At 62.8% G+C, this 22124-nt stretch carries 24 protein-coding genes; 12 read left to right on the top strand and 12 right to left on the bottom strand.

Annotated features, from left to right (window positions below):
• Positions 1–5 precede the first annotated feature (5 nt).
• From FJ424_RS18275 to iolE, 5 genes are all read right to left on the bottom strand, one after another.
• On the bottom strand, positions 6–824 hold the full coding sequence (locus tag FJ424_RS18275) for an ATP-binding cassette domain-containing protein (protein ID WP_140659509.1): 819 nt from the start codon (positions 822–824) through the stop codon (positions 6–8).
• A 3-nt stretch (positions 825–827) separates the two neighbouring features.
• On the bottom strand, positions 828–1937 hold the full coding sequence (locus FJ424_RS18270; RefSeq protein ID WP_246677281.1) for an ABC transporter permease: 1110 nt from the start codon (positions 1935–1937) through the stop codon (positions 828–830).
• 196 nt (positions 1938–2133) lie between these two features.
• Complete coding sequence (locus FJ424_RS18265) at positions 2134–3114, bottom strand: sugar ABC transporter substrate-binding protein (protein WP_140659507.1); 981 nt, start codon at positions 3112–3114, stop codon at positions 2134–2136.
• Positions 3115–3215: 101 nt separating this feature from the next.
• Positions 3216–4058: a polysaccharide deacetylase family protein gene (locus FJ424_RS18260; RefSeq protein WP_140659506.1), complete on the bottom strand. Its 843-nt coding sequence runs from the start codon at positions 4056–4058 to the stop codon at positions 3216–3218.
• Positions 4048–4977 carry a myo-inosose-2 dehydratase gene (gene iolE / locus FJ424_RS18255; protein ID WP_140659505.1) on the bottom strand — a complete coding sequence of 310 codons (930 nt, stop codon included), beginning with the start codon at positions 4975–4977 and terminating at the stop codon, positions 4048–4050. The genes FJ424_RS18260 and iolE overlap by 11 nt, the downstream gene beginning before the upstream one ends.
• A gap of 534 nt (positions 4978–5511) precedes the next feature.
• Between iolE and FJ424_RS18245 the strand changes: the two genes are divergently transcribed.
• The 6 genes from FJ424_RS18245 (at position 5512) to FJ424_RS18220 (ending at position 10855) form a co-directional block, all read left to right on the top strand.
• Positions 5512–6981: a PLP-dependent aminotransferase family protein gene (locus FJ424_RS18245; RefSeq protein WP_140655838.1), complete on the top strand. Its 1470-nt coding sequence runs from the start codon at positions 5512–5514 to the stop codon at positions 6979–6981.
• A gap of 506 nt (positions 6982–7487) precedes the next feature.
• Positions 7488–7877, top strand: coding sequence for a hypothetical protein (locus FJ424_RS18240; protein WP_140655841.1), 390 nt, complete (start codon positions 7488–7490; stop codon positions 7875–7877).
• A 93-nt stretch (positions 7878–7970) separates the two neighbouring features.
• Complete coding sequence (locus tag FJ424_RS18235; RefSeq protein WP_140655844.1) at positions 7971–8522, top strand: copper chaperone PCu(A)C; 552 nt, start codon at positions 7971–7973, stop codon at positions 8520–8522.
• Positions 8503–9123: an SCO family protein gene (locus FJ424_RS18230; RefSeq protein ID WP_140655846.1), complete on the top strand. Its 621-nt coding sequence runs from the start codon at positions 8503–8505 to the stop codon at positions 9121–9123. The genes FJ424_RS18235 and FJ424_RS18230 overlap by 20 nt, the downstream gene beginning before the upstream one ends.
• Complete coding sequence (locus FJ424_RS18225) at positions 9120–9365, top strand: hypothetical protein (RefSeq protein WP_140655849.1); 246 nt, start codon at positions 9120–9122, stop codon at positions 9363–9365. Before FJ424_RS18230 ends, FJ424_RS18225 begins: the two co-directional genes overlap by 4 nt.
• Before the next feature lie 89 nt (positions 9366–9454).
• Positions 9455–10855: a PepSY domain-containing protein gene (locus FJ424_RS18220; RefSeq protein WP_140655852.1), complete on the top strand. Its 1401-nt coding sequence runs from the start codon at positions 9455–9457 to the stop codon at positions 10853–10855.
• Positions 10856–10929: 74 nt separating this feature from the next.
• Here the strand turns inward: FJ424_RS18220 and copD are convergent, their stop codons facing one another.
• The 3 genes from copD to FJ424_RS18205 all read right to left on the bottom strand — a co-directional run bounded on the left by copD (position 10930) and on the right by FJ424_RS18205 (position 12752).
• Positions 10930–11820 (bottom strand): copper homeostasis membrane protein CopD, encoded by an 891-nt coding sequence (copD, locus tag FJ424_RS18215; RefSeq protein ID WP_140655855.1) that lies wholly within the window; start codon positions 11818–11820, stop codon positions 10930–10932.
• Positions 11821–11904: 84 nt separating this feature from the next.
• The gene (gene copC / locus FJ424_RS18210) at positions 11905–12273 is read right to left on the bottom strand and encodes a copper homeostasis periplasmic binding protein CopC (protein WP_140647744.1); all 369 of its coding nucleotides are present in this window, start codon (positions 12271–12273) and stop codon (positions 11905–11907) included.
• Positions 12274–12383: 110 nt separating this feature from the next.
• Positions 12384–12752 carry a hypothetical protein gene (locus FJ424_RS18205; RefSeq protein WP_140655858.1) on the bottom strand — a complete coding sequence of 123 codons (369 nt, stop codon included), beginning with the start codon at positions 12750–12752 and terminating at the stop codon, positions 12384–12386.
• 317 nt (positions 12753–13069) lie between these two features.
• On the opposite strand from FJ424_RS18205, the gene FJ424_RS18200 reads away from it, so the two are divergent.
• Genes FJ424_RS18200 through FJ424_RS18190 form a run of 3 tightly spaced genes read left to right on the top strand, consistent with a single transcriptional unit; the run spans position 13070 to position 15529 of the window.
• Positions 13070–13951: a zinc ABC transporter substrate-binding protein gene (locus FJ424_RS18200; protein ID WP_140655861.1), complete on the top strand. Its 882-nt coding sequence runs from the start codon at positions 13070–13072 to the stop codon at positions 13949–13951.
• Positions 13948–14742 carry an ABC transporter ATP-binding protein gene (locus FJ424_RS18195; RefSeq protein WP_140655864.1) on the top strand — a complete coding sequence of 265 codons (795 nt, stop codon included), beginning with the start codon at positions 13948–13950 and terminating at the stop codon, positions 14740–14742. The genes FJ424_RS18200 and FJ424_RS18195 overlap by 4 nt, the downstream gene beginning before the upstream one ends.
• Complete coding sequence (locus FJ424_RS18190) at positions 14726–15529, top strand: metal ABC transporter permease (protein WP_210239424.1); 804 nt, start codon at positions 14726–14728, stop codon at positions 15527–15529. Before FJ424_RS18195 ends, FJ424_RS18190 begins: the two co-directional genes overlap by 17 nt.
• Positions 15530–15617: 88 nt before the next feature.
• Here the strand turns inward: FJ424_RS18190 and FJ424_RS18185 are convergent, their stop codons facing one another.
• The 3 genes from FJ424_RS18185 to FJ424_RS18175 form a co-directional block, all read right to left on the bottom strand.
• Entirely contained in the window at positions 15618–16322 is a 705-nt protein-coding gene (locus tag FJ424_RS18185; protein ID WP_140655867.1) for a hypothetical protein, read from the bottom strand.
• 76 nt (positions 16323–16398) lie between these two features.
• Positions 16399–17043, bottom strand: a complete 645-nt coding sequence (locus FJ424_RS18180) for a HupE/UreJ family protein (RefSeq protein WP_246677280.1) — start codon at positions 17041–17043, stop codon at positions 16399–16401.
• A gap of 284 nt (positions 17044–17327) precedes the next feature.
• On the bottom strand, positions 17328–19205 hold the full coding sequence (locus FJ424_RS18175) for a M23 family metallopeptidase (protein ID WP_140655870.1): 1878 nt from the start codon (positions 19203–19205) through the stop codon (positions 17328–17330).
• Positions 19206–19385: 180 nt separating this feature from the next.
• On the opposite strand from FJ424_RS18175, the gene FJ424_RS18170 reads away from it, so the two are divergent.
• The 3 genes from FJ424_RS18170 to FJ424_RS18160 are packed head-to-tail and all read left to right on the top strand — an operon-like array spanning position 19386 to position 21583.
• Complete coding sequence (locus FJ424_RS18170) at positions 19386–20348, top strand: GTP-binding protein (RefSeq protein WP_140655873.1); 963 nt, start codon at positions 19386–19388, stop codon at positions 20346–20348.
• 31 nt (positions 20349–20379) lie between these two features.
• Positions 20380–20703, top strand: coding sequence for a nitrate reductase (locus FJ424_RS18165; RefSeq protein WP_181182095.1), 324 nt, complete (start codon positions 20380–20382; stop codon positions 20701–20703).
• 4 nt (positions 20704–20707) lie between these two features.
• Positions 20708–21583, top strand: coding sequence for an alpha/beta hydrolase (locus FJ424_RS18160; RefSeq protein ID WP_140655876.1), 876 nt, complete (start codon positions 20708–20710; stop codon positions 21581–21583).
• Between the two features lie 50 nt (positions 21584–21633).
• Here the strand turns inward: FJ424_RS18160 and FJ424_RS18155 are convergent, their stop codons facing one another.
• Entirely contained in the window at positions 21634–22059 is a 426-nt protein-coding gene (locus FJ424_RS18155) for a Fur family transcriptional regulator (protein WP_181182096.1), read from the bottom strand.
• Between the last annotated feature and the right edge of the window lie 65 nt (positions 22060–22124).

Raw genomic sequence — 22124 nt, 5'->3', positions numbered from 1 at the left:
ATGCCTCAGTGAGTAGCCGCTTCCGCGCCGGATCCCGGCTTGGTGAAGCGCTCCAGTTCCTGCTGCAATTCGCGGATCTCGCGGCCGCCGGCCATCATGTCGAGCACCTCCTTCTCGGTGATCTCGCCCTTGCGGAACGTGCCGAGCGAACGGCCGCGGTTGAGCATGGTGAAGACATCGCCGATCGGATAGGCGTGGTGGATGTTGTGGGTGATGAAGATGACGGCGAGCCCACGCTGGCGCGCCTGCGCCACATAGCGCAGCACGATCGAGGCCTGGTGGACGCCGAGCGCCGAGGTCGGCTCGTCGAGGATCAGCACCCGCGCCCCGTGATAGACGGCGCGCGCGATCGCCACGCATTGCCGCTCGCCGCCGGAAAGCGTGCCCACCGCCTGCTGCGGGTCGCGCACATTGATGCCGATCTTGCCGAGCTCGTCATAGACGATGGCATCGGCCGCCTTCATGTCGATACGCCTGGCGGGTCCCCAGCCCTTCACCGGCTCGCGTCCGAGGAAGAAGTTGCGGGTGATGCTCATCAGCGGGATCATCGACAGGTCCTGGAAGACGGTGGCGATGCCAGCGTCCAGCGCCTGCCTTGGTGAAGAAAAAGTCACCGGCTTGCCGTCGACATACATCTGGCCTTCGCTCGGCGTGTGCACGCCCGACAGCGTCTTGATCAGCGTCGACTTGCCGGCGCCGTTGTCGCCGAGCAGGCAGTGGACCTCGCCCGCATGCGCGGCGAAAGACATGTCGCGCAGCGCCGTCACCGAGCCGAAGCGGCGGGTGACGTTGCGCAGTTCGATGAGCGGAACGGGCTCGGCCATCTGTCAGCGCGCCTCCGTCGCCTTGCGGCGCACGTAATTGTTGACCAGCACGGCGATCAGCAGCATCGAGCCGAGGAAGACCTGGAACCAGTCGGTGTCGATGCCGGTGTAGAAGATGCCCATCTCCACCGTGCCGAAGATCAGCGCGCCGAACATGGCGCCGATCGCCGAGCCGTAGCCGCCGGTGAGCAGGCAGCCGCCGATCACCGCCGCGATGATCGCCTGGAACTCCTTCTGCGTGCCGCGCAGCGTGTCGGCGGAGCCGGCTTCCAGCACCTGGATGACGGCGAACAGCGTCGCCGACAGCGCCGTGCCGATGAACAGCAGGATCTTCACCCGGTCGACCGGCACGCCGACATTGCGCGCCGCGCGGTCGTCGCCGCCGACGGCGAACACCCAGTTGCCGAAGCGCGTCTTGACCAGCAGCCATGTGGCGAAGGCGGTCACCGCCACCCACCACAGGATCGACATCGACAGGCCCTGCACCATCGCCGAGCCGTCGGGCCGGGCGTCGATCACGCCATGCGAGGCGAGCCAGGCGAAGACCGGCGCGCCGAACTTGCCGCCGAACAGCCAGACCACGAAGCTGCCTTCCTGGCCGTCGGTGATATAGGGAATCTGCGTGCGCCCGGTGACGGTGCGCGTGATGGCCAGCGTCAGCCCGCGCAGGATGAACAGGCCTGCCAGCGTTACGATGAAGGAGGGCAGCCTTGTGCGCACCACAAGGACGCCGTTCAAAGCGCCGACGATGATGGCGATGACGAAGGCGATAGCCACCGCCGCGGGGATCGACAGCCCGAACTGGGTGACGCAAAGCCCGATTGTGACGCTGGCAAAGCCGATCATCGAACCCAGCGACAGGTCGAACTCGCCGCCGATCATCAGAAGCGCGACCGCCGCGGCAAGGATGCCGAGCTGCGCCGACACCTGCAGGAAATTGGCGATGCCGGCCATCGAGAACAGGCCGCTATTGCCGGCTGTGATGCCGAAAGCGAGGAAGACGATGACCGTGCCGGTGATGGCGCCGAGCTCCGGCCGCCGCATCAGGCGCACCAGCCTTCGCGAAACGGGCTTCGGCTCGGGTGGATGGGCCGGGTTCAGTGCATCGGTCAAGATCGTCATCCCAATAAGCGTCCAGGGCACCCCAGGAAAAATCCGAAGCGGCAGGTTCGGCGGCTTCGCCTTGGCTTCCGTCCGGATTCCGTGTCCAACAAGTGCCCGCCGGCCAGAGCATGATGCCGAAAAGTGGTGAAGCGGTTTTCAGGCGACATCACGCTCTATCTTAGAGCGCCGGCGAGCCATTATAGCATCAGCGGATGCCGGCCTTGCTGAGATCGCGCACGGCGGCCGCGTCATCCTTCATGATGAAGGACGGACCGGTGCGCACGGCGGATGTCGGGAAGGTCTTGTACATCGCCTTGTTGGTCAGGAAGACGACGGGATAATAGCCCATCATATATTGCTGGTTGTCGATGCCGAACATCATCGTGCCCTTGGCTACGGCATCGAGGATCTCGGGCGACAGGTCGAACGTGCCGATCTTGTAGTTGCCGATCGTGCCGGCATCCGAAAACATCTTGAGCAGCGGCGCCGCGACGGTCGGGCCGAGCGTCAGCACGCCGGTGACGTCCGCATGCGCGGTGAGATAGCCTTCGACGCGGCGCGTCACGTCGGTCGGGTCCATCGTGGCCGCGACCACGTCGGAGGAGCCGCCGCTCTTCTTCAGCCCGTCATTATAGCCTTCGCAGCGCTTGTCGAGGCTGACATTGCCGACTTCGTGGTTGATGCAGATGCCCTTCTTGACGCCGGCCTTGGCCATGATCTCGCCGGCCTTGACGCCATTGTCGTATTCCGAGCCGCCGCCGACGAAGAGGTCGAGGCCCCAAGGCTCCACCGCTTCCTCGCCGCTGTCGATGACCACCACCGGAATGCCGGCGGCCTTGGCCGCTTCCACCGGCGCCTTCAGCGCGTCCATGTCGGGGATGGAGACGACCAGCCCGTCCGGCTTGGACGCGGTCGCCGCCTCGATCATGCGCGCCATGCGCACCACGTCGAAGGTTTCCGGCGCCTGGTATTCGACCTTGACGCCGAGCTGCTGGGCGGCGGCCTGCATGCCGTTCTTCACCACGCTCCAATAGACGTCGTTGGCCTGGCCGTGGGTGACGAAGACGATGCGCACATCGCTTTCCTTCTTCACCTGGGCTGGCGCAGGCAGAATGCCGACGCCGGCAAAAGCAAGCGAGAGCGCCGCGGCGCCGAGCACATTCCGGATCGAGAATAAGGCACTCATAGTGGTTCTCCTCAGTTGTGGTTGTGTTCCCAAGTATTGGCCTCGACCCTCCCTGGTCAGGCCATTTCGTCATGATTGCAGGTCTCTCCTTGCGGGCATGATCATGCCCGGAAATCCCGGAGCGAGCCGCGGCGGATGGACAATCCTTCCACGAAGGCCATGAAGTCCGGGTCTGGAAGCAGGTCGAATTCGTCGATGCGGATCTGCGCCGAGTTGGGTTCGATCTCCTCGATCTCGCCCGGCGCATTGGCGTGCAGGCAAAGGAAATTGAGCCCTTCGCCGATCTGGTTGAACAGGGCCTCATAGCGCGCGCGGGCCGGCTGGTTGCGATGCCAGGGCGTTTCCAGCACGGCGCTCGCCAGCGTCTCGCCGGCTTGCTCCAGCCGTTTCCCCGGCGCGGCATAGACGCCGTCGTCCAGCTTGCCCAGATTATGGATCGGTCCGTAGACCGTAATACTTTTCGGAAACAAAGTCGGCAGGCCGTAGTCGATGCCGACCGCTGCATAGCGGTCGACGAATTCCGGCGAGAACACCGCGCCCATATGGCCGTCGATATGGGTGAGCGAGAGCCCGGCGGCCAATGCCGCGTCGATCTGCGCCCGCATCTCGGCCTCCACGGCTTCCGGCTCGCCCTTGGCGCGCAATTCCGGCACGGAGCGGAACAGATAGCCGTCGCTATCGACGATGCCCGACGCCTGGCTCGCCTTGGTCAGCGGCCGCCAGCGGTAATATTTCTTCTCGGAGGTCAGCGTGATGTGGACGCCGAGATTGAGCGAAGCGTCTTTCGCGCCTTCTTCGGCGATCTCGAGGAACCACGGGCAAGGCACCATCACCGAGCCGCTGTCGACCGCGCCGGCGCGCTTCAGCTTCAGATAGGCGACATTGGCGCCGTGGCACATGCCGACATCGTCGATGTTGATGACGACCTTGCGTTCAGCCGGCATGGCGGACCTCGTTTGCGCGCTCGTGCACGTAGAAGCCCGCGCCTTGCGCCAATCGCTTCAGATTGCGGTAGCCCATCGTGGCATAGGTCAAGGGGTGCGCCTTGGCCGGATCCTGCTCGGCTTCGACCACCAGCCAGCCGGAATAGCCCTGGTCGGCGAGGATCTTCAGCAGCGTCGGATAGTCGATCGCGCCGTCGCCCGGCACGGTGAAGATGCCTTCCATCACCGCGCCCATGAAGCTCATGTCGGCGTCGCGCGCCTTCTTCAGCGCCGCCGGGCGCACATCCTTGCAATGCACATGCACGACGCGCTCGACATGCCGGCGCAGCAATCGCTCCGGGTCGCCGCCCGAAAAGGCGCAGTGCCCGGTATCGTAAAGCAGGCCGACCGCCTCGCCGGTTGTGTGCATCAACCTGTCGATCTCCGCGTCGGTCTCGACGATCGTGCCCATGTGGTGGTGGAAGGCCATGCCGACGCCGAAATCGGAAAAACGCTCGGCGAGCCGGGTGATCTTGGCGCCATAGGCCTTCCATTCCCCGTCCATCAGCTTCGGCCGCTGCGAGATCGGGTCGTGGATCGCGCCATGCCGGCCGCGCGAGGTGTCGGCATAGACGACGCGCCGGGCGCCGAGATCCCGAAGCAGCGTCAGATGCGGCCGGATCGCCTCGAATTCCTCGTCCACATCCTTTTCGCAGATGCGCCCGTCATACCAGCCGGAGACCAGCGCCAGCCCGTAATGGTCGAGGATGGGCCTGAGCGCGCGGCTGTCGCGCGGGAACTTGCCGCCGAGCTCGGTGCCGGCATAGCCGGCTTCCGCGGTTTCGCTCAGGCAGGTCTCGAGCGGCGTGTCGCCGCCCAGTTCCGGCACGTCGTCATTGCTCCAGGTGATCGGGTTTATGCCAAGTCGAACTGTCGTCATTGCTCGCTTTCCGCCCCGCAGCCGGGGACGGCTGCGGGATGTCTGGTCTCGGGAGGAGATGGCTGCGATTGCTGGCGACGGGGCGCGAAACCCCGCCGTTTCGTTTGGCAGGACGCCCTCCCAGCACCCTGCCCAACTTGCCTCGTCTCCGACGTCTTACCCCAACGTCAGCGCGGGAAGTCTATCCCGCTCTGTCTCCCCCGCGAGGGCCAGTTTTCCGGAAAATGAAGGAACCAGTTTGTGTCGGCGGGTAGCTATGGCAGGATGGGGAGGATGGAAAATCTGGAAATCATCGAGCGGTGGCGCAAGGCCCCCCTCTCTGCCCTGCCGGGCATCTCCCCCTCAAGGGGGGAGATCGGCAGCTTCGCCGTCGCGCGCCCTTTTGCGACGTTGGCGATTGGCGAAAGCCTGCGCGACATCCGATCTCCCCCCTTGCGGGGGAGATGTCCGGCAGGACAGAGAGGGGGGCGAAGGAACTCGACCGCCCCACGGATGCGTGTCTCGGCACGCCAATGCCGCGACGGCTAACCACCCATGCGCTCGCACCCCAAGCCCCAGGCCTTCCCCCTCGACATGCTGGCGGTCAACCGCGCGAGCCCCGAGCATCTCTCGCGCCAGCTCTATCACGGCCTCGTCGCCATCATCCGCAGCCGCGCGCTTCCCCCGGGCTCGGAGCTGCCCTCCACCCGCGCCTTGGCCGCCGAGCTTGGCCTTGGCCGCAACACAATCGTTACCGCTTACGACCAGCTCGTCACCGAAGGCTATCTTGCCAACCGCCAGGGCGCCCGCCCGGTCATCGTCGACCTGCCCGACGGCCCGCGCGAAACGCCGGCGGAGGAGCCGCCGGTGCCGCTGCGCCAGCCCTCGCTGCGCGGCCAGCAACTGCTCAGCCAGCCCTACCATCACGGCAGGCCGGGTCACGTCGCTTTCCACCCCGGCATGCCGGATGCGCAAAGCTTTCCCTTCGGCGTCTGGGGCCGGCTGGTGGCGCGCCGCGCCAGCCATGGCGGCGAGACGCTGTTCGGCACCTATGATGTCACCGGCCATCCGGCGCTGAAGGACGCGATCGCCGGCTACCTCTTCTCCGCGCGCGGCGTGCGCTGCAGGCCCGAGCAGATCGTCGTCACCACCGGCGCGCAGGCAGCTTTCGACCTTCTCGCGCGCCTTTTGCTCGATCCCGGCGACACGGTGTGGATGGAGGAGCCCGGCTATTACGGCGCCAAGGCCGCCTTCACCGTGGCCGGCGCAAGGATCCTGCCCATCCCGGTCGACCAGGAGCGCGGCTGGCGCTTAGACACTCCAAACTTTTCGCCCCGCCTCATCTATGTGACGCCGGCCTGCCAGCATCCGCTCGGCATCACCATGCGCATGGAGGAGCGGCTGCGCCTGCTCGACATCGCCGAAACCGCGAACGCCTGGGTGATCGAGGACGATTTCGACGGCGAATACCGCTTTCAAGGCCGCCCCGTGCCGGCGATCCAGAGCATGGACCGCTCCGGCCGCGTCATCTATGTCGGCACCTTCGCCAAGCTCCTGTTCCCCGCACTTCGCCTCGGCTTCATGGTGCTTCCCGTGGAGCTCGCCGGCCGCATCGTCAACGCGCTCTCCACCACCGGCCAGTTCGCCCCGCTGCTCTTGCAGGCCGCCTTGGCCGATTTCATCACCGAAGGCCATATGAGCCGGCATCTGAAGCGCATGCGCCGCATCTACGCCCAGCGCCGCCAGCTTTTTCGCGACATTGTTGCGGAACGTCTCCGCGACGAGATCACCCTCTCCCCCGCCGAAGCCGGCATCCAGGTGGTGGGCTACCTCAAGCCAGGCATAGACGACATCAAGGTCAGCCAGGCCGCGGCAAGAAGGGCGATCAACGTCTCGCCGCTGTCGAAATATTTCCAGGACACGGCGCCGACCCAAGGGCTGGTGCTGGGCTATGCGGCGTGTGACGCGGCGCAGATGCGGGACGGGGTGGAGAGGTTGGCGGCGGCGATAAGGGAGACGCTGTGAGGGGAGCTAGGTGCTGCCTTCGGAGAATGGATAATGGCTTTCGCCGAAACTATCCGTTTCTATCCGATTGTGCGCTATGCCACTGAAATCACAAAACAAATTTGAATTCGATAGGCGCCGAGGCTACGACAGGGCGGCCGAAACCCTGCCCTGCCGTGCTTACGCTTTGCTTACACGCGGCATCTTTCAGGAGGCGCCCGAGTATGGCGAAGCTGACCAAGCGAACTGTCGATACCACTGAAATTCGTTCCAAGCGGCGCCACATCATCGAAAGGGCGCGAGTCAAAACAGCGGCAGTCGATCGTCCCGAGAAATAAGACTTGCGTGACCCTTGCCGTCGCCAGAATTGCGTTCATAGGCAAATTCTTGCCCTCAGGGTCCAAACCCCATCGCCCAATCGTAGGCCGTTTGGTGCCGCAAAACGGCCTGCACAAATCGCCGCACCTTTGGAAAGTATTTCTGATCACTCCGGCGTGATGATAGGTATCGGTCATTGGAGGCCGTTTGTGGGCTATCGCACCAGGAGAGCAGGGCTGATTGGAGCGCTAGCGCTTGCGCTGGTGCTTGTCGTCCAATCCGTCGTCGGCGCCTTCGCGCTCGGCGCGGTTGGCGCTGGGCAGCAACTGGATGCTTTCGGCAATCCGCTCTGCCTCAACGGTCCGGGTCATGACGGTTCGGGCGGCAACAGTTCGCCGGATCACTCCAAAGTCCCGTCCTGCTGCACCTTTGCCTGCAGCATGTTCTGGCCGGGCGTGGCCGCGCCGACGAATGTTGGCCAGATCGCGCCAGGTCTGCGCATCGCCGAGCGACTGGCGTTCACCCACCCCAAGACGATAGACCTCAACGAGCAGGGCTATCGGCCCGGCAATCCCCGCGCTCCCCCAATATTGGTCTGATCGGCGACCCGCGTAGGCGGGACATCACCCTTCAAGATCAAAGGCTTCGGATTCCGCCGTCAAATCGGTGGGACCGCCTTGGGAGCAATCCAGATGCAACATCCATTCCGCGCTTTCGCGCGCACGCTTTCGTTTGCCCATCCGCTCGGCCGATTTCGTTCGTTCGAGGAACGGCTAGGCATCGCCGTTTTCACGCTGGCACTGATTTTCGCAACAACCCACTCCTTGTGGGCACATGAGTTCAAGGCCGGCGATATCGAGATCGTCCATCCCTGGTCGCGTGCCACACCTGAAGGTGCGGCGGTTGCCGCCGGCTACTTCACGCTGAAGAACCATGGATCGACGGCCGATCGCCTCGTCTCGGCAACCGGCGACATAGCCGGCATGACGCAAGTCCACGAAATGGCTGTGGACGCCCAGGGCGTCATGACCATGAAGCAACTCGCCGACGGGTTGGAGATACCGGCCGGCGGTGAGGTCACGCTCAAGCCCGGCTCGTTCCACATCATGTTCATGGACCTGAAGCAGCCGGTCAAACAGGGCCAGCCCTTCAAGGGCACGCTAACCTTCGAGAAGGTGGGCACGGTCGAGGTCGAATACGCCGTCGACGCCATGGGAGGCGCGCATGACGACCACGGCGAATAGTGCTCGTCCCGCAACGCGATTGGGCTCGATCATCGCGCTCGCCTGCCTGGCGCTTATGCTGGTCGGGATAACCGCAATGCTTGTCTGGCCAAGGCTGGTGCAGCGGAACGTCTCGCCGATCGGCGGGCCGTTCACGCTCACCACCCAGACCGGGGAGAAGCTTTCGGACGCCGACCTGCGCGGCAAGCCGTTCGCGATCGTCTTCGGCTTCACGCGCTGCCCGGAAGTCTGCCCGACGACGCTGTGGGAGACGACGGAGGCGCTCAAGACCCTCGGCCCTGATGCCGACAAGCTCAGGGTGCTGTTCGTCTCCGTCGATCCGACGCGGGATACGCCGGAATTCATGGCGCGCTACCTGCAGTCCTTCGACAAGCACATTACCGGGCTTACCGGAACGGAGGCCGAGATCGCCGCCATCGGCAAGGAATACCGTATCTACTACAGGAAGGTGCCGACCGACGACGGCGACTACACCATGGACCACACCGCGACAATGTTCCTGATGGATGCCGAAGGGCAGTTCAGCGGGACGATCTCTTACGGTGAGGAGATGGCGATGCGGGTGCAGAAGCTGCGTCGGCTGATCGGCGGCTCGGCATGAGACCGGGCCAGTGCACAAGCTCCAGTCCCTGGGTGCAGTTCGGACTGACCTTCGCCACGGGTGCGGCGTCCGGCCTTGCCGTGTTCGCCTGGGTTGTCCGGCAGTCTCCCGAACCGGGCGCGCGGCTGTTCGATCTGCAGCGCAACGGCCTCGATGTCTTTGACGCCTTCGTGGTGGCATGGCTGTTCGGCCAACTGGCTGTTCCCGTCCACCATGTGCTGCCTGGCATCGGACGCGACTGAAATAGCACGGCCGCGTCCCGGACGCGGCTGTTCCCCCTTCAAAACATTGCAACGGCGGCCGCTCGGACCGCCTTCCTGGAGAGGTTATCATGTCTACCGCAACGCTTGCGACACAGCCGGACGTGGCTGTCAGCACAAGGCTCTATCGCGCCATCTGGCGCTGGCATTTCTATGCCGGCCTCTATGTCATCCCGTTCCTGCTGGTGCTCGCCTGCACCGGCCTCATCATGGTCTACGGCAATTCGATCGAGACCTTTCTCGGCGCCAAGCACTACGTGGCGCCGGTTGGCGAGCGCGCTTCCTACGAGGCGCAGTCGCAAGCGGCCGTCGCGGCGATTTCCGGCGGCGCGCTGAAGCTGATGGTGGTGCCGAAGGAGGATGATCGCGCCACCGTCTTCATCGTCAACGGCAACGGCAAGGACAATGTGGTCGCCGTCGATCCGCATGGCGCCAAGGCGCTGGATACAATCGTCAAGGATGATACCTGGTTCTACTGGGCAGACAACATCCACGGCACGCTGCTGCTAGGCGATGTCGGCGATCGTCTGATCGAGGTTGCCGCCGGCCTCGGCATCGTGCTGATCCTCACCGGGCTCTATATGTGGTGGCCGCGCAACGGACGTTCGCTCGGCAAGGTGCTGTTCCCGAATCTCTCCGCGCGGGGGCGCTCGTTCTGGAAGGAAATCCACGTCTCCCTGGGCTTCTACATCTCGATCGTGCTGTTCTTCTTTCTGCTCTCCGGTCTTTCCTGGACCGGCATCTGGGGCACCAAGATCATGCAGGCCTGGAGCACCTTTCCGGCGGCGAAATGGGACAATGTTCCGCTGTCCGACAAGACCCATGCCTCGATGAACCATGGCGCGATGAAGGAAGTGCCCTGGGCGCTGGAGCAGACGCCGATGCCGATGTCGGGTTCGCAGGCGGGTTCCGCCGGGCTGCAGATGGGTTCCGTCAATCTCGACACGGTCGCCGCCTACGCCCGTGCCAATGGATTCACCGAGCAGTTTCGCATCAACGCGCCGCAGGACGACGGCGGCGTGTACACGATCTCGGCCGACTCGATGGATGCCGACACCAAGAACCCGTTCGGCGACCGCACTGTGCATATCGACCGCTACACCGGCAAGATCCTCGCCGACGTGCGCTTCGCCGACTACGGTCTGGCCGGCAAGGCGATGGCGGTGGGTATTGCCCTGCACCAGGCCAATCTCGGCTGGTGGAACACGGCGCTCAACGTGCTGTTTTGCCTCTCCGTCATCGCCATGGCGTTGTCCGGCGTCGTGATGTGGTGGAAGCGCCGCCCCACGGGGCGCCTCGGCGCGCCGCTTTATCCGAAGAACTACCGGGCGCCGGTGGCGATCATAGTGATCGCGCTTGCGGTTTCGGCTCTCTTTCCGCTGACTGGCATCGCGATCGTCGTCTTCGCCATCATCGACTGCTTGGTGCCGAAGCGCTTCAAGGAAGCTGGTCTTCAGCCGGCGGGAGCCTGACGCTCGAACGGGCTCGCCCGCCTTTGCGGACGAGCCCATACCGCGGAACAATCGGGCTCCGCCATTAGGTAGGATCACTCCCCGCCGTTCGGATCGAGCATGCCAAAGATCGCAACAAGCAGGATGGCGGCAAGGCCGAGGCCGATCTCGACCAGCGTGCCCGTCCGGATTGCCGCGAGCGCGGAGGCTCGGTCGCGGCCGATGCGGGGCACAAACCGATAGCGGTTGAGAATCGCCACCGACGTCATGACGAGCACGACAGCGATCTTCGCCGTCAACAACGCCTGGTAGGTCGAACTCCAGCCGAGCGGCCAGCCGACGATGAAAAGGCTGTTGCCGATGCCGGAGAGGATCGCCAGCGCGACCGCCCAGTGGCCGGCCGTCGAAAAACGGCGAAGCGCTGTCGCGGTCTCCGCCCGGAATGGCGGCCGGCCGAATCTGGCCAGCACGAGCACAAGCGGCAGTAGGGCGCCGAACCATGCGCCGGCGGCAAGCACGTGCAGGATGTCGTTGAGCGGATGGACAACGCCTTGCCAGCCGTCCTGCATGACGGCGTGTCCAGTGAGCGCGAGGCTGGCCAAAGCCAGGGCCGCCGTCGCAGCCGTCGCCATTGGCGCAAGGCGGGCGGAAGCGCTCTGCGCGATCGCCAGCGCGCCGGCAGCGGACAGTTGCAAAAGCCACGCCGTGCCGACGCTCGTCGAGACAACGATGTCGCCGAGCACCTGTCCGTTGACGGCATCCGGCCAGCCATCGCCGATCATCGCGGCCTGCAGCGGCAATGCCGCGCATGTCGTGACCAGGGCCAGGCTGACCGCCGCAAGGCGAAAGATCGTCAACCTCTCCGCCACCGGCTCGGCCAGACGTCGCGGGACAAGCGTTGTGAGATAGCCGAAGCCGCCCCATAGCAGCATCAGCGCCGCATCGTGAACGAAGCGGCAGGCCATGAGCAGGGTGTCCGGCGTCATCGGGCGGCCGGGCGATCGGACGTAGGGTGGTCCATCATCGGGCGGAGCGAACGAGGGGGCACGAATCGTGCCCCCTCTGGCCGATCACGGCTTCACGGTGAACTTGTAGTCGCCATGCGTCTTGTGGCCGTCCTGCGACAGCGCATGCCACTCGACCTTGTAGGTACCGGCAGCAAGGCCTGCGGGTAGATTGACCATGAAGGTCTTATCGCCGTCCATCAGCATGTCATTGTCGGTCTTGACCGCCTTCTTATCGGGTCCGGTGACCTTCACGCCGGTGAACTTCAGGTTGAGCTCCTCGCTGAACTTGAGGTCGAGCTCCGTAGGCGCTTCCTTGACAGTCCCGTTGATCGGCGGTTGCGCCGCTTCGAGATGGGCATGGGCATACGCGGCGTCCGAAAGCGCGACGGAGGAGAGGGCTGCAAATGCGGTTGCGAGAACGATATTGCGCATGGTTCATTTCCTTATGGTGGGCGGACTAGGCCGGCCCGAATTGAATTGGAGATTGGTCGAGATCTAGAAGCGATCCTGCAACCGCCACGGTTGCTTCCGCCGGTTTCCAGTCAGGGGGGACCGCGTGAGCTGAGCGGCTGAAGCTCGTAACGCCGGACCAATGCATCGGAAAAACGCTTGCTGTCGGAGGTGATCAGGAAGGCGTTCAACAGCGGCTCGACGCTGTTCGCTTCGGGAATGATCGCCGTTGCGAAATCGCAGCCGGACAGGCAGCAGTCGCAATCATAGCCGCCGCTATGCGATCCGCTGTGTGAAGTGGTTCCCGCATCGGCGGTGCACAAGATGTTGCCGAAAGCATCGCGCGGCCCGGCGGCGGCCTGCGCGCCGATTCCCGCACCGCTTACGAATGCCTGAACGAAAAGAACCAGTGCAGCGGCGATCGCTACTGGTGCGGGCGATCGTCTGCGCGACAACGTCATTTGGCCAAGCCGATCCTGTCCTCTAGGGCTATAGCATACGTGATTTCGGCTTGGCTATCGTGGCTTCGGCCAGCGGGACGATAACAAAAAATCGGGCGCCGCGGGCGAAACCGTGGCGGCCAGCGAGCACCGATTGGCCTACGGTACCTGGGTATCGTCAGGCCGCGGGAGGTCGGACCTGCCGACAGCGGATCGCACATATTTCACATTTCCGTTATGTGATAACATCGCTTTCTGGTTGACTGACGTAATAACATAACCTACCCAGTGATCGCTTCGGCGACAGGGGTTGCCTCGCTCTGCAAAGGGAGAAAGACATGCGTTCCTTTCCATTTTTGGCGGCGCTGTTGTTCGCCGTGACATTGCTGACAGGCGGCGGTGCTCGCGCCGAAGATAAGGTGAACATCGTCGCGGCCGAGAATTTCTATGGCGATCTCGCCCGTCAGATCGGCGGCAGCCACGTCGCGGTGACCAGCATCCTTGCCAATCCCGACGACGATCCGCATCTGTTCGAGACCAGCCCCTCGACGGCGCGCACGATCGCCGACGCCAAGATCATCATCTACAATGGCGCGGATTACGATCCGTGGATGGAGAAACTTCTATCAGCCTCCACCAACGCGCAGCGCACGACCATCGTGGCCGCGGATCTGATCGGCAAGAAGTCGGGCGACAACCCGCATTTGTGGTACAATCCGGCGACGCTGCCCGCGATCGCCAAGCAACTCTCTGCCGACCTTTCAAAGCTCGACCCCGCCAATGCAGCGCACTATCAGGCCAACCTGGCGAAGTTTCAGTCGTCGTTGGATGCAATCAACAAGCAGATCGACGACGTCAAGAAGGCCTATGGCGGAACCGAGGTCACCGCGACGGAGCCGGTGTTCGGCTATATGGCCGATGCCCTCGGCCTCAAGATGCTGAACTACGATTTTCAGGTCACGGTGATGAACGATGCCGAGCCGAGCCCGACGCAGGTGGCGGCATTCGAGAACAGCCTCAAGGACGGATCCGCCAAGATCCTCTTCTACAATTCGCAGGTGACGGACGAAGCGACGACGCGTCTCCTCGACATTGCCAAGCAGAACAAGGTCACCGTCATAGGCGTAACCGAGACGGAACCCGCCGGCAAGACGATCCAGTCGTGGTTCGGCGGCCAGATCAGCGACGTGCAGAAGGCCCTGGCCGCTCGCACACAATGAATGTCATCGCCTTCGACAGGGTCACATTGACCTATGGGGGACGCCGGGTTCTTACCGACGTCTCCTTTTCCATTCCACAGGGTGCGTTCGTGGGGCTGCTTGGCGCCAACGGGGCGGGCAAGACAACGATGCTGCGCGCGGTCCTGGGGCTTTTCCGTCCGGCCAGCGGAACGATTTCCGTCCTTGGCCGGCCGCCGACACGCGGCAATTCCGCCATAGGCTATATGCCGCAGGCGCGCCGCACCGTGACCCATGCCGGCATCAGCGGCTTCGATCTCGTCGTCACGGCGGCGGGCGGCCATCGTTGGCGCTGGCCGGCGGCGTCGGCGCTCGAGAAGGACGCGGCATGGAAAGCGCTTGAAGAGGTCGGCGCGGCCGATATCGCCAGGAGGCCGTTCGCGGAGCTGTCGGGGGGCGAGCGGCAGCGAATCCTCATCGCCCAGTCGCTGATCGGCGACCCCAAGCTGCTGCTGCTCGACGAGCCGCTGATCAGCCTGGACGCCGCGCATCAGCGCACCATCATCGAACTCGTCCATGAGGTCGGCGAGCGGCTGGGTATCGCCGTCATCTTCTGCTCGCACGAGATCAACCCCTTGCTGCGCGCCGTCGATGCCGTCCTCTATCTCGGGAACGGCAACGCCGCGATCGGGAGCGTCGACGAGGTCATCAACGGTCCGGTCTTGTCGAAGCTTTATGGAACGCACATCAACGTGGTGCGGGTAGGCGGACGCATCTTCGTGATGGCCGACGACGTTGAACTGGAGGGCGCCGCGCATGTTCACGATGTTTGACTACGAATTCATGCGCAACGCCTTCGCTGCGTGCACGGTCGTTGCCATCGTGACCGGGGCGGTAGGATATTTCCTCGTGCTGCGAGGCCAGACCTTCGCAGGACATGCGCTGGCTCATGTCGGATTTCCCGGCGCAACGGGCGCCGGCCTGCTCGGCCTGTCGCCATTCTTCGGGTTGACTATCTTCACCGTGCTGGCCGGCATCGGCATCGGCCTTCTGGGCGAAAGAGCGCATCGCGACGTCGCGATCGGCATCGTGCTGACGCTTTCGCTCGGTCTCGGCTTGCTTTTCCTGCATTTCTACACCGCTTTCGCGTCCCAGGCGACGAATGTCCTGTTTGGAAACGTGCTCGGCATCAGTTTCCGGACGGTCGTCATCCTTGCAGTGCTTTCCCTGGCGATCCTGGTCGGCTTGACCTTCATTTCCAGACCCTTGCTCTTCGCCAGCCTGCAGCCTGAGCTGGCGGAGGCCAAGGGCGTGAACCTCGATCTGGTTTCGACATTGTTCATGATCATTGTCGCCGTGACGACGGCTGAAGCCACCCAAATCGTCGGCGTGCTTCTCGTCTTCGCGTTGATGGTCGCCCCGGCGGCAACGACGCTGCGCCTGACCCGCGGTGTGCTGCGGGGCATCCTTGTCTCGATCGCGCTAGCGGTCGCCATCGCCTGGACCAGCTTGTGGCTTGCGTTCGAAACAGACTGGCCGACGAGCTTCTGGATCACATCGCTCGGTGCCACTGCCTATCTGGGCGCCGGTCTTATCCGGCGCTTGAAGGCGGCGCAATGACTCCCTGAACGGCTGAAAGCGTCGAACACCAGAGCAGCCGGCCTGCCGCAGCCACGCGACCAGGATGTTTTTCTGGCCGGGATACCGTTCACGGCATCAGCTTGTGTTCGCCCTGCTTCAAGGAGTCGCGCGGTCGGGTAAATTGCTGAACAGGAGGCTCGTAGCGGTATTTCCCAGTGGGCAATCCATCGGCGGGAGCAGCCCCCGATGGTTGGGGCATGGTTGTTGGAGGCTTGGTGGCGATCGCCGTTCCTCCAAGGAGGAGCCCGATCGCGACCAGCCAACTGCCCAGAATGCGTGTGCCGACCGTGTACCACGCAGGCGGGAAAATCCGTCCGATAAGGCCGACGGCGACAACGATCCAAAGGGCGATGATCGTCCCCGAGAGCGGTATTCGGAGATCGTTCAACGTAGGGTCGGTGAACTTTGTGACGACGGCCAACAACGCGCCGATGAGCAACGCCGCGGCGGGTATTGTGCAAGTTCGGAAACGACCGGAAACGACGAGAACGATGCCGATTATCAGCATCGAAAATGGCGCGGTAAGGAAAGCGTGAGTCGTCGCTCCCCGTACGCCGGCCATCACATCAAGGAATCGATCGTAAAGCAGAGTCCCGACCACCTCGCCCAGCAGCAATGCCACGAGTGTGAGAACTCCAAGCCTCAGGCTTACCAGAGCGGTTGCAACGCCCAGTCCGACCAGCGGCAAGACGCGTTCAGGAGAAAGGGCGCTGTTGAGGATCCACCACGACGTCTGCGTCTTTTCCGAAGAGGTCGCAAGTACGCCGATCATGGCAACGCCGGCGACAGCTACGACAGGGCCTGACCATCGAAGCAGGAATCGCCACGCCGATCGCTTGGGATATGTTTCAGGCGACAAGGAAATAGACGCCTCCCGCCGCGATCAATCCGCCCAGGCCCTGCGACAACCGTCCGCCGAATGCCTTGCCCAGCAGAAGTCCGAATCCGATACCCAGCAGGTGGATCAAGCCAGTGGCGATGACGAAGCCGATGGCATAGTCGGCTGGGTCGGCTGCATTCGGCAGTTCCGCGCCGTGGGCGTGGCCGTGGCAGATGGCGAACACGGCAATCATTAGCAACGCAACCCATTCCGCCGGCCGCCAGGCGCAAGCGATGGCCAGCCCCAGGGCGATGATCGACAGCGCAATGCCAATCTCAACACCGGGCAGCGGGACACCTGCTATTCCGGCAATCCCGCCCACGACCATGATCAGCGGGAATGCAACCGGCAGCGTCCAGATCGAACGCCCACCGATCTGGGCGCCCCACAGTCCTACGGCAAACATGGCCAGGAAATGATCAGGCCCGGTCAGCGGATGTTCGAAGCCGCTGCCAAATCCACCCGTCCCCGATTGAATGATATGCGCTTGCGCCATCGTGGACCCGGCCGTCAGAGCTGTTGCCGCCGCCACCATGCCGTATGCAAAATAGCCAAACCGGATTTGGCTGCTGATGGACGGCAGCTCCGCCTTCTCTTCAAGTGTCTGCGCCACTCACGAACCTGCCATGTTGCCAAACCGGCAAATTGCCATCGATGGAATCATCAAGATAAGACTTTTACGCTCAATGAATTCAGCGAACCAGAAAACGGCTATTTTTGGCGTTGAACTCGAAGCGGAGCCTCAATTGTCGGCACTGGAGCGTGAGAGCGCAAGGGTGCCGAAGCTGAAACGAAGAGGCGCTTGAAGTCCCGGTCCCCTCTGGGAGTTCAGTCCGGAGCAGATCTGGCGGGCAGATTGGCTTTCGGAATCGAAAACTTGCCGAGAGACGGAGGCGATCAGCTTCGGGCCGGCGCCGCGAAAGCATTCGCGTGATCGAAGTTCACGTGACTGAGGTGCCCACGGTCCTTCGGGACCGCAGTCATGGCCTGCTCCAAATATCGCGAAATTCTCCCCACGTGGTCGATCTGCTTTCGCAAGGCTTCAAACCTCTGCCCGGTCAATCGAGTGCCGGCCGTCAGCCGCACGGATGTAGGATCGTAGTAGTGGCCGCCGATCCGCAATTCGTAATAAAGGTGCGGCCCAGTCGAAAGACCTGTCGAGCCGATATAGGCGATGACCTGCCCCTGCTTCACATATTGTCCAACCTGAAGAGTCGCGGGCACTCGGGAAATATGGGCATAGGTCGTGAAATACCCGCCATCGTGCTGCAGGCGCACATACTTGCCATAGCCGGGCTGCCAACCGATGATGGCAACCTTGCCGTCCCCCGCGGCGACGATCGGAGAGCCATAGGGGGCGGCGTAGTCGACGCCGTTATGATGCAGCCATCGTCTGAGAATTGGATGCAGCCGCCAGGCAAAACCATCGCCAAGCCTTCCGTTGGCGACTGGCTTTGCCATCATCATCTTTGAAACAGACCGTCCCTGGTCATCGAAGAATTCCGCCTCTTCGTTTGCGGACGGCCGATAGCGATAGAATGTCTTGCCGCCATCTCCGCTGTCGAATCTTGCCGAGACAAGTTCGGAGCTGCCATCAGCACGTGTCCGGAAGATCAGCTCGATTAAGTGGGCGTCAGCCGAGCCACCATCGAGCTTGAGGCCGCAGTTGCGCGCCAGCCCGATAATCTGGCTCGCCACGGCGGGCGGCACGTTTTCCTTTTCAAGGCGCTGCATGACAAGCGGATATTTCGCCCGCAGTTGCGAGACATTTCCATCCGCATCCAGTCCGTCCACGCCTCCCGCGTGGAAGCCTGCTTCGGTCGCCTCGGCGGCGAGGCGGTCAAACAAGTCGTGGTTGGCGACCGGCTGAAAACCTCCAGCGTCGCCCCGCGCAAGAATCGCCTCCGCACCATCATCCCGAAGGACCCGGACCGCCGCGAGTTGCGCGGTTCCGGCTTTCGATGCCGGCGTTTCAAGCATCAGGTCGACACGGTCGGAAGGGGCAATGGCCTGCTCGTTCAACGCATCCGCCAGCAAATGGCCATCGGCATTGCTCAAACCTGCGGCGGCTAGAAAAGCGGCAACGTCCACATCGGACTTCGGCATCGCCGCCACCCGTTCGATATGCGGCGCCGGCTGCTCCGCGGCCATGCTGACATTGATAGGAGTCCCTCGCGCCGCCATCATCTTGGAATTGCCCGGGATTGGCCGAGGGACCGCGCTCGGAGCACGGTTTGAGGCGTCGGTCCGTGGCTTTGCGAGCAGCGCATCGAAGGGACTCGGCCGCGCAACAGCATCTTCCTGAAAAAGCAGCGGTTCCGCCGCATCCGCTTGATCGTCAGCAGATGGATTGCCCAGCGAAACCTCGACATGGCGATAGGTGAATTCGTTGGCGGATCCATTGGGGCCGGCTTCCACCAGATTGGCGATCGCATCCGTTCCAGCGACATGCGGCGGTGGCAGCCGATCGTCCTTTGGTGTCGATCCTTGTCTTGTCCTTTGTGGTTTTGCCGGGATTGCCTGGGCAAAGGCCGGAGGACGCACGGCAACACGCAATGTGCCAAGCAGCATACCCGTGGCGCCGATGGCCGCGACCATGATCGCGAGCACGAGTCGAGCATGAGTTCGAAACGCAAACCGCACGGTTCGTTCCTGCCAGTGAATGCCCGCCAGGGGACCATGGCTCAAATCGATACCGCGATGCCGGAACGCGCCGGAATTGCCATCATGCCCCCGACGATACTTGCCCGCTGCGGGCACGACAGGCACTGCCATTTGCCAGATTTCCCCTCTCTGGTCCCGTCCCACATCTTGTCAGGATCGAACGATCCCCGCCCTCTATGACGAGGATGTGTCCCTAAGGACACCCGTTCAACCCTCACATCTTTGTGCTTGATACGTTATACTATAACCGATAACAAGATGAAAACCGCCCCCTCAACGGAGTTTCCCGCCATGCAGACCCAGACTCCAGTGACCGTGCTGACCGGCTATCTCGGCGCGGGCAAAACCACGCTGTTGAACCGTATCCTGTCCGAAAATCACGGCAAGAAGTTTGCCGTCATCGTCAACGAGTTCGGCGAGGTCGGTATCGACAACGATCTTATCGTCGACGCCGACGAAGAAGTGTTCGAGATGAACAATGGCTGTATCTGCTGCACGGTGCGCGGCGATTTGATCCGCATCATCGACAGCCTGATGCGCCGTCGCGACCGTTTCGACGCGATCCTGGTGGAAACAACCGGCCTCGCCGACCCGGCGCCGGTCGCGCAGACATTTTTCGTCGACGAGGACGTTCGTTCCAAGACCAGGCTCGATTCCATCGTGGCAGTGGTCGACGCCAAGCATCTGCTCGGCGAGATCGACGAAGCGCATGAAGCCCAGGAGCAGTTGGCATTCGCCGACACGGTGCTGCTCAACAAGACCGACCTCGTCTCGGCCGAAGACCTGAAGGAGGTCGAAAGCCGCATCCGGCGCATCAACCCGACTGTTTCCATCCACCGCACACAGCGTTGCGACGTCGATCTCGACAAGGTTCTCGGCCGCAATTCTTTCGACCTCGACCGTATCCTCGAAGTTGAACCGGATTTCCTCGACGAGTTCCACGAGCATGAGCACGATGACCATGTGACCAGCTTCGCCCTGGTCACCAGGGAACCGCTCGACCCGAAAAAATTCCTGCCGTGGCTGCAGACGGTCACGCAGCAGTTCGGCATGGATATGTTGCGCATGAAGGGCATTCTCGCTTTCAAGGACGACGACGACCGCTTTGTGGTGCAAGCCGTCCATATGCTGCTGGAAGGCGATCACCAGCGGCCGTGGAAGGCTGATGAGGAACGGACCAGTCGTCTTGTCTTCATCGGCCGCAATCTGCCGAAGGGTATCATCGAGAGCGGGTTCATGGGGTGCCGGGCGTGACATTCGCCTATCACGAGAGGCCGCGAAGCTGGTGAAATTCGTCAATCCCTTTGCGCCCAGACGGGGGCCTTCATCATCTCATGCCGACAGGATCAAACAATGGATACGCGATGGGCTTGATCTGAAGGAAGATGTCGCAATCACCGTGACGGAGGTTCGCTGCCGCGAATCCGGCTGTCCGGACCTGGAGACAGTCATCAGCATATTGGAGCGGCCGATACGCTCCTTGCGCGTCGGCAAGGCCGTGGCAATGATTGCAGAGCCCGACATCGCGCTCGCGCTGCAAATCGGGCAACGGCCTTTCGACGCAAAAGCGGAGAGTTCATCCCCGAAGGTCAGCGTCAAACAGCATTGAAGGCATGGACTGGATCGAGGATCAAATTGAATGGATTGCGGACGGCAAAAAGGTTGCCGTCGGCCTGACCCGTTTTGGAATGGGCAAGAACCTGCTTCTTTTGCCGGCGCTCAGCTCGATCTCGACCCGCGCCGAGATGCGACCGCTGCAGGAGCGGCTCGGCGCATCCTTTGCCACGACGGCCATCGACTGGCCCGGCTTCGGCGCCTTGCCTCGCCCCAGGATTGCCTGGCGCCCGGAACTTTATCGTACATTCCTGCGCTTCGTGACGCAGAGTGTCGTTCAACCTGCTGCGACCATCGCTGCCGGTCATGGCGCGGGCTATGCGCTGGCAGTGGCCGCCGAAAATCCGGGTGGCTTCGGTCGCCTTTGCCTGCTGTCGCCGACCTGGCGTGGGCCGCTTCCAACCATGACCGGCAGGCGAATGGCGCTGTTTCGCGGGCTGGCAAAGGCCGTCGACCTGCCGCTCGCCGGGTCTTTTCTCTATCGGCTCAATGTGAACAGCCTTGTCATCGGCATGATGGCGCGCGGCCATGTCTATGCCGATCCGGCCTGGCTGACGCCGGAGCGCATGGCCGAAAAACGCACCGTCGCCGACGCGCCTGGCGCCCGCTACGCTTCCTTCCGCTTCGTCGCCGGGGAACTCGATCCGTTCACCGATCGCGATGCCTTCCTGGAAAGCGCGCGACGAATCTTGACGAAGATACTCGTCGTCTACGGCGGCGGAACCCCACGCAAGTCCAAGGCGGAGATGACAGGTCTGGCATCGCTGACGAATGTGCGGACCGTCGAACTGCCTCGCGGCAAGCTCTCATTCTACGAGGAGTTTCCGGACCAGACCTGGGAGACGATCCACCCGTTTCTCCTCGAATCCGACTGAGGGCGGGTCGGTGGCCGGGTATGGCGTTGGCGTGACTTGTGGTTGCTGATTCAGGAAGCTGAGGCATTGCAGCTGGCGCAGCGCACCTTGAGTTCAATGGCGACAGTATCGACCTGAAAGGCCTCTTGCTCGGCCCAGGCCACAAGCCGGCGATCGACTGTCTCGTCATGGTGTTCAACAACAGTTCCACACCGGTCGCAGACCGCGAGGATCGTTGTTTGTCCATGATGGGGGTGCGCGTCGGTGCAGCGCACAAAGGCGTTCATGCTCTCGACCTTGTGGACGATACCGCATTGAATAAGACTGTTGACCGCCCGGTAAACCTGCACCGGTGATTTGATCCCCCGAGGCCCAAGTTCCCTCAAAATCTCGTAGGCGCCGATCGGCTTACCTGCCTTGTCTATGACCTCCAGCACGAGCGCCTGGTTCTTGGTCAGACCGCCGGGGATCGTGCCGACGCGATTGAGATCGAGCATTCGGTTCACATTTCCGTTATGAAATAACATAACTTTCTGTTGACCAATGTAATAACATAACCTAC

Source organism: Mesorhizobium sp. B3-1-8, from assembly GCF_006439495.1.
Classification (GTDB): domain Bacteria; phylum Pseudomonadota; class Alphaproteobacteria; order Rhizobiales; family Rhizobiaceae; genus Mesorhizobium.
Note: the sequence above shows the minus strand (reverse complement) of the source record. Positions and strands in the feature narration are given on the sequence as shown.

Bases quoted from the DNA above. Each gene is read 5' to 3' on its own strand.
- FJ424_RS18190 (WP_210239424.1), top strand. From the start codon at position 14,726: ATGTTCACGATGTTTGACTACGAATTCATGCGCAACGCCTTCGCTGCG.
- FJ424_RS18220 (WP_140655852.1), top strand. From the start codon at position 9,455: ATGTCTACCGCAACGCTTGCGACACAGCCGGACGTGGCTGTCAGCACA.
- FJ424_RS18160 (WP_140655876.1), top strand. From the start codon at position 20,708: ATGGACTGGATCGAGGATCAAATTGAATGGATTGCGGACGGCAAAAAG.
- FJ424_RS18275 (WP_140659509.1), bottom strand. From the start codon at position 824: ATGGCCGAGCCCGTTCCGCTCATCGAACTGCGCAACGTCACCCGCCGC.
- FJ424_RS18260 (WP_140659506.1), bottom strand. From the start codon at position 4,058: ATGCCGGCTGAACGCAAGGTCGTCATCAACATCGACGATGTCGGCATG.
- FJ424_RS18170 (WP_140655873.1), top strand. From the start codon at position 19,386: ATGCAGACCCAGACTCCAGTGACCGTGCTGACCGGCTATCTCGGCGCG.
- FJ424_RS18230 (WP_140655846.1), top strand. From the start codon at position 8,503: ATGACGACCACGGCGAATAGTGCTCGTCCCGCAACGCGATTGGGCTCG.
- FJ424_RS18265 (WP_140659507.1), bottom strand. From the start codon at position 3,114: ATGAGTGCCTTATTCTCGATCCGGAATGTGCTCGGCGCCGCGGCGCTC.
- FJ424_RS18235 (WP_140655844.1), top strand. From the start codon at position 7,971: ATGCAACATCCATTCCGCGCTTTCGCGCGCACGCTTTCGTTTGCCCAT.
- FJ424_RS18175 (WP_140655870.1), bottom strand. From the start codon at position 19,205: ATGGCAGTGCCTGTCGTGCCCGCAGCGGGCAAGTATCGTCGGGGGCAT.
- FJ424_RS18200 (WP_140655861.1), top strand. From the start codon at position 13,070: ATGCGTTCCTTTCCATTTTTGGCGGCGCTGTTGTTCGCCGTGACATTG.
- FJ424_RS18195 (WP_140655864.1), top strand. From the start codon at position 13,948: ATGAATGTCATCGCCTTCGACAGGGTCACATTGACCTATGGGGGACGC.
- FJ424_RS18245 (WP_140655838.1), top strand. From the start codon at position 5,512: ATGCGCTCGCACCCCAAGCCCCAGGCCTTCCCCCTCGACATGCTGGCG.
- FJ424_RS18225 (WP_140655849.1), top strand. From the start codon at position 9,120: ATGAGACCGGGCCAGTGCACAAGCTCCAGTCCCTGGGTGCAGTTCGGA.
- iolE (WP_140659505.1), bottom strand. From the start codon at position 4,977: ATGACGACAGTTCGACTTGGCATAAACCCGATCACCTGGAGCAATGAC.
- FJ424_RS18205 (WP_140655858.1), bottom strand. From the start codon at position 12,752: ATGACGTTGTCGCGCAGACGATCGCCCGCACCAGTAGCGATCGCCGCT.
- FJ424_RS18155 (WP_181182096.1), bottom strand. From the start codon at position 22,059: ATGCTCGATCTCAATCGCGTCGGCACGATCCCCGGCGGTCTGACCAAG.
- copD (WP_140655855.1), bottom strand. From the start codon at position 11,820: ATGACGCCGGACACCCTGCTCATGGCCTGCCGCTTCGTTCACGATGCG.
- copC (WP_140647744.1), bottom strand. From the start codon at position 12,273: ATGCGCAATATCGTTCTCGCAACCGCATTTGCAGCCCTCTCCTCCGTC.
- FJ424_RS18185 (WP_140655867.1), bottom strand. From the start codon at position 16,322: ATGATCGGCGTACTTGCGACCTCTTCGGAAAAGACGCAGACGTCGTGG.